Origin of the sequence: Caballeronia sp. SEWSISQ10-4 2, assembly GCF_030464885.1 — a bacterium.
GTDB lineage: Bacteria > Pseudomonadota > Gammaproteobacteria > Burkholderiales > Burkholderiaceae > Caballeronia.
On record NZ_JALPRJ010000174.1, the window covers coordinates 1 to 6,270 of the forward strand.

The 6,270-nt window shown below is 63.2% G+C and carries 6 protein-coding genes; all 6 read right to left on the reverse strand.

Annotated elements, in window-relative coordinates; genetic code table 11:
• Nucleotides 1-417: 417 nt before the first annotated feature.
• The 6 genes from M0D69_RS43120 to M0D69_RS43145 all read right to left on the reverse strand — a co-directional run bounded on the left by M0D69_RS43120 (nt 418) and on the right by M0D69_RS43145 (nt 6,184).
• Complete coding sequence (locus M0D69_RS43120) at nt 418-1,452, reverse strand: porin (protein ID WP_301787894.1); 1,035 nt, start codon at nt 1,450-1,452, stop codon at nt 418-420.
• 66 nt (nt 1,453-1,518) lie between these two features.
• A complete protein-coding gene (locus M0D69_RS43125) occupies nt 1,519-2,061 on the reverse strand; it encodes an amino acid synthesis family protein (RefSeq protein ID WP_301787895.1) in 543 nt (180 codons plus the stop codon).
• A complete protein-coding gene (locus tag M0D69_RS43130) occupies nt 2,058-3,485 on the reverse strand; it encodes an amidase family protein (protein WP_301787896.1) in 1,428 nt (475 codons plus the stop codon). The genes M0D69_RS43125 and M0D69_RS43130 overlap by 4 nt, the downstream gene beginning before the upstream one ends.
• A 65-nt stretch (nt 3,486-3,550) precedes the next feature.
• Complete coding sequence (locus M0D69_RS43135; protein ID WP_301787898.1) at nt 3,551-4,729, reverse strand: ABC transporter substrate-binding protein; 1,179 nt, start codon at nt 4,727-4,729, stop codon at nt 3,551-3,553.
• A gap of 8 nt (nt 4,730-4,737) precedes the next feature.
• Entirely contained in the window at nt 4,738-5,478 is a 741-nt protein-coding gene (locus M0D69_RS43140; protein ID WP_301787897.1) for an ABC transporter ATP-binding protein, read from the reverse strand.
• Nucleotides 5,465-6,184: an ABC transporter ATP-binding protein gene (locus tag M0D69_RS43145; RefSeq protein WP_301787899.1), complete on the reverse strand. Its 720-nt coding sequence runs from the start codon at nt 6,182-6,184 to the stop codon at nt 5,465-5,467. The genes M0D69_RS43140 and M0D69_RS43145 overlap by 14 nt, the downstream gene beginning before the upstream one ends.
• Between the last annotated feature and the right edge of the window lie 86 nt (nt 6,185-6,270).

Sequence of the window (6,270 nt, forward strand, 5' to 3'; positions counted from 1 at the left end):
ACGTGGCCGTCTTGCAGAAGGAATCCCGGTCCTTTAGGGCCGCGAGGACGTCAAGTGGCACCCGACATGCAGAGCAAGTGCAAAGCGGCCGTCGTGCGCATGCGAAAGAAATCGTGCCACACGCAGCACTTCAACTGACAAGCTACCCGGGCATGTAAAGCCACAATCCGGATTTCACCTCTCATCCGAAAACGATGAGCCAGTCCTGCGGATCCGAGGGCACGAAGCCCTTGTACACGGTGCCTAATCTCGTTTCCGCTTAACCGGTTGGCTACCGGCCCGAGTGAACAACGGGCGTGAGGCACGATCGTCCGGCGATCAAGATGGCGCCGCCTGCACTTCGCGCGCCATGGATGATGCCGCCCCCGCACCACATGTCAGGCTCCCGTACTTTGAGCCTGGCAAACGGGGCATCACTCAGAACCTCAGGCGCAGTCCTGCTCCCAGACTACTACCCGAGGACGTATCGGTGATCCTGTCATACCGATATGCGGCGTAGACGTCGGTGCGTTTTGATAGCGGATAATCGTAACCGAGCGCCGCAGTCGACCACCGGATATTGGCCCCGTCCGCGGGACGCCGTCGCGTGCCGGCCCACGACACCAGCATGCTCCCCACCCCCACCTGCACGCTCGCACCCAGCTGGATCGTGTCGTCGGTCACATGGCTGTTGTTATCGACCCGCTCATATTGAGCGTAGATTTTTACCGCTGCCAGGCGATACGCGCTGCCGACCAGCCAGGTCGTCTGAGTGGTCGCTCCGTTCAGTAGCAGCGCCGCTGTGTGAAGACTCTGTACGGCCGCCGTCGCCGAGAACGACCCGGCAAAATACAGCACGTTCGCACTGTAGTTCGCCTGTCCTGCATGCCCGGCGACACCGGCGTTGCTATAGAGAAGACTGCCTGACAGACCACCGACCTGCGGGGTCTGGTAAAGCAGCGAATCGTCCAGTGCGGTATCGCTCTGCACCGAGGCGGCGCCCATCGCCGAATCCAGATAGCTATGGAGCACGATTGGCGAAAACACGAACGAATTGCCGAAGGGATTGAACAGCAATGTCGATACGAACAGCGGCGCCGTGTTGCGCCCCAGCGTCACTTGCCCGAAATCGCCGCTCAGGCCAACGAACGCGTTGCGCCCGAAGAACGACTGGCTGTCGAACGAACCCGACTTGCCGCTGGCGACACGAAAAAAATCCTCAAGCGTAAAAATAGCCTTCAGGCCATTGCCCAGGTCCTCGGTGCCCGAGAGCCCCCAGTACGATGTGGTCATTCCGCCCGACCCAACCTCCCACGCGTTGCCCTTGGCGCCCGCCGCACGCACCTCGCCCGCAAACGCGTCGGCCAGCCCATATAGCGTCACGGACGACTGCGCACGGGCCATGCCACTCAATACGCACAGCGTCACCACCACCGCGAGCTTGCCCCGAATTCCCCATTGCCTGTCGCACATATTTTTCCCCTTTTTCTTCGTGAATATTGTTTTCCTTTACTCCCTGAGCCTTGCCAAAGGCGGCTCTCAACCAGGCTCCACGCGTGCCATCGGCCGCCCCCGATCGGCCAGTGCGACTGCGATCACGATCTCGTGCGAAGCGGGTGCGTCTGCCACCGAGAGCGAGACCGTGTCGAAATGGTCGAAGCTCCACATGTCGGCGACCCCGTGCAGCGGAATGTCGACGCAGGCGCCAGGCGCGCCGCGCTTGGTGACCGATGGCATGATCGTGTTGGCTGTTGGCAGACACGCCCGCACGGCTTTGCCCAGGCGCGGATGAAGCAGCGCCGCGCCGCACTCGAGCGCCACGTGAGTTCCAAGCAGCGCCGCCTTGCCATAGCTCTGGATGTCAGCCGGCGCGATGCCCAGTGCTGCTATCGCACGCCGGGTGAGCAGCGAGCCCAGTTCTGCGCCCAGCTCGTACAGTGGTTCAAGGACCGCTTCTGCCTGCACGGCCCCGACGTTAAGGACCGCCGCTGCGACCACCTGCCGGTGGGGTGGCGTCACTGCTACGCCGAGCTCCGCGCAGCGCTCGACCGTGTAGATCACCAACCTGGATATCTGTGTCATGACGCGCACCCCTGCGGCTTCGCGCTCGCCGCGAGGTCTGGCACGAGCGGCGGTGCGGGAAACGGACCACGTGCAGATTCGTAGGCGCGCGCCGCGCGCAGTACCAGCGCATCCACTCCTCTCGCACCGATGATCTGCAGGCCCACTGGCAGCCCCTCGTGCGTCAGTCCGCACGGCACGCTCACAGCTGGCTGGCCGGTCTGGTTACACCAGGAAGTGAGCGGCGGCGCCATGCGCAGTGCCTCGGGCAAGCCAGACACTTCCGGCGGCCCCACGTGGAAAACCGGCGTCGCCAACAGGTCGTATTCTTCGAAAAAACCGGCCATCTGCTGCGCGAGCGTATGCCGTGCGGCCAGCGCGTCGACCAACGCCGCGGTGCTCACGCGCTCACCCGCTGCTGCAAGCTCGCGCAGCTCCGGGTCCAACTGCGTCCGTTGCACGATATTCATGGCTCGCACACGCTGCGCAAAGAGCACGGCCCACTGGATCGAATGCATCCTGCTCTCCACATAACCGGCAAGCGGGCGTACCTTGACTTCTTCGACATGCGCACCCAGCACTTCGAGCAACCACATCGCCTTTCCCACGCAGGCAGCAATGGAAGGGTCGACACGCACACCCGCCGGTTCGGGGCAAAATGCGATGCGCAGTCCCGCGATGCTCTCGGCAAGACCTGTGCGGTAATCCCGCACGCCGTCAACTCCCGCAAACCGGTCAAGGCTCGCCGGGCCAGCCATCACACCCACCATCAGTGCAGCATCCTCGACGCACCGCGCAATCGGTCCGAGCGTCGACAATGCTGCAAACGAGCTGGCTGATCCCTCAGGAACCAGACCGAAGGACGGTTTGAATCCCACCACGCCGCTCCAGCTGGCGGGAATACGGATCGAGCCACCCCCATCGGTCGCCAGCGACAGCGGCCCCATGCCGAGAGCGACTGCCACCGCAGAGCCGCCGCTACTTCCGCCCGGGGACCGGCGCGTATCCCAGGGGTTTCGCGTCACGCCGCTCAGTGGGCTATCCGTCACGATCTTGTTGCCGAATTCGGAAGTCGTGGTCTTGCCAAACAGGATTGCGCCGGCCTGTCGCAGGTGCGCGACCGAGGGCGCGTCGAAGTCCTCGGCATCAGGGCTCGTGGTGCACGACCCGTACCGGGTCGGCATGCCGCGCACGGCAACGAGATCCTTGACCGAAACGGGCACGCCATCGAGCACTCCGCACGGTGAGCGTCTCGCCCAGCGATCCTCGGCTTCACGGGCTGCTGTCAATGCACCTTCCTCATCGATCCCGCACAGGCAGTTCACGCGGGGGTCCATACGCGTTACCTGGTCGAGGACCGCACACATGACCTCAACCGGAGACAAGGCAAGACGACGGAAACCCGAAACCAGCTCGCTGGCGCTCAGCATTCCGATATCGTTCATATATCGCAGTCCTTAGTTTTAAGAAAAATCGACCCTCAAGGAATGATCTGCTTGAGCCGCCTCGACTAGCTTTGGCAGACCGGTACGATCTGCCCTGCCGAATCGAGAAGCTCAAACCGGTTGTCTGCCCTGGCCCGTGCGACACGGGTCTCGCACAGCACATGAGCGCCATCGTGGCTTACACCCGTCGTCCCGCGAGGCAGTGCGATCGAGACACCGGGAAGCGCTGCCTTTACGCGCTCCGACTCGACGCTGCCTGACACGCGCACTGCCTGGGCAAAGAGCCGGATGCCGGCATAGGTGTTTTCGCCATGCGGCAGGACCACCGCGTATGGCCCCAGACGGGGCACATGGGAATTCGCGTAGTGAGCCGTATAGCGCTTGAGAAAATCGCGGTTGGCAAGGTTGTCGATGCTCATGAAATATGAGGACACACCGATCGTGCCCGTCGAGGCGCCTTCGGTCGCGATGCACAGCGACTCGTGCGCGATGTCGCTCACGAGTTGCGGCTTCATCGCAAACGATCGGTACTGCTTGACGAAGGTCACCGGATCATCACCGATGCTGTGCCATACAATCTGCGGGCCCAGGCTGGCGATGCGCTGCAGCACAGCGCCGTAGTCGCGCGTGCCAAACGGAAACCAGCTCACGTCAAGAACCTTGCCACCGTGACGCTCGATCGATGCTTGAATTTCAGGCACGAGAACCCGACGGTTGCTGCCAATATCCGACACCACCACGCACACCGTCTGGCCGCCTTCGCGCATGAGCCACTCGATCGTGGGCTCGATGCGCTGGTTCACCGCGAGACCGGTGCTCAACAGTTGCGCATGGCAGCGCCCCTCGTCAAAGTTCGGGTAGACAACCAGCCGCTGCGCAGCGCTCGCCGCCTGCAGGGCCGCCTCGCGCTCCGACGGCAGCACCATGCCGGTGATCATGGCCACCTCGTCGCGCATGAAAAGCTGCCGGGCCTTGTCGAGCGCCACGGCCGTGGACATCTGGGTGTCCTCGACCCGCAGTTCGAGTGGCCGGCCAAGCAGGCCGCCGGCTGCGTTGATTTCATCGAGCGCGAGCGCGGCGCAACTGCGGTTGGCTTCGCCCACCCGCGTGAGCGGTCCACTGAGCGGAGCGAGCAGTCCGATCCTGAGCGGCGTCGCGGCCCGTGCAGGGTATGTGAGCCCTGGCATGCCAATGGCGCCGGCTGCGCCCAGCGCAAGTCTGCGTACGAAGGTACGGCGGTTCAACCCGGGGTTCATAAAATGTTTTCCAGAGGTGAGTGAGGCTCGCTGCTACCTGCCGGTGACAGGTACCGGGCAAATGGATGCGCATCAAGCGCTCCGTTGGCCGGATCGACCGGGCCGGCATGGACGACGCGTCCGTTTTCGAGCACAACGCATCGCTGCGCGCTTCGCAGTACGAGATCGAGGTTCTGTTCAACGAGAAGCACGGCGAGTGGCGAGGCGCGACAAAGCGCCGGGATGACTTCGCTGATCAGCTCGACAAGATTCGGCTGCACGCCATCAGACGGTTCATCAAGGAGCAGCAGCTTCGGGCGACCGCATAACGCCCGCGCGATCGCGAGTACCTGCTGCTCGCCCCCCGAGAGGGTTCCACCTTCCTGTCTGAGGCGCGCCTTGAGCACCGGAAAATAGTCGAACACCATCTCGGGGATATCGCCGCCCGCGGCCCGGGTGCCCATCATCAGGTTTTCGCGCACGGTGAGCTTCGGAAAAATCCAGCGCCCCTGCGGTACGAGGCCAATGCCACGGCGGGCAATCTCATGGGTGCGCAGGCCCGTGATCGGCTCATCGTAAAATCGGATATCGCCTGTCACCTGCGGAAGTAGTCCCATGATCGCCTTGACAAGCGTGGACTTGCCGGCACCGTTGCACCCGAGCACACCCACGATCTCGTTGGGCGCAATATCAAGCGCGATCTGGTGCAGCACCGGCGCGCCGCCGTAGGCGGCCGACAGGTCTTCAATGTGCAACATGGCCCGCTCCCCGTCCGAGGTAGATACGCCGGATTTCCTCATCCCGCGCGATGTCGTCATAGGTGCCGCGCCGGACAATCTGCCCCCGATGCATGACCCATGTTTCGCATTCAAGCGCACGCACGAAGCCAAGGTCATGCTCAATGGCCAGCACGGCGCAGTCCTCGCGCAACCGGTGGATGAGGCGTACCAAGCGCTGTGCATCGTTTGCTGACAGGCCCGCAGCCGGCTCGTCGAGCAACAACAACGCCGGCCGGCACATCATGGCCATGCCGATCTCGAGCCATTGGCGCTGCCCGTGCGGCAGCCGGGCCGCCAGTTCGTCCGCCTGCTCACCGAGGCCCACTTCCTCAAGGATCGCCTCCGGATCGGGCATCGGCGAGGCACGATGTGACGCAACACCGAGCCCCGCGACGATGAGGTTGTCCCTCACGCTCATGGAGAGAAAGGTATTGGTGCCCTGAAACTTGCGAACGACACCACGCCTGCAGAACTGATGTACTGGCTTGCCGGCCATGGACTCGCCTGCGAAATACAGCGCGCCAGAACTTGGCGCAATCGCCCCGGACAGCATGCCCACCAGCGTGCTCTTGCCTGCGCCGTTCGGACCGATGATGCATAGCAGATCGTGCGGCTTGATGATCATGTCGACATCTGCCACTGCATCTATGCCGCCGAAAGTCCTGCGCAGATGTGTAGCCTTCATCAGAGCCTCCGTGAAACCCCGGACTTCAGGCCCGGGGAGGTAAGGAGACGGTTTTAACTCCGTCTCGTTAAATAGGTGACGGGCTT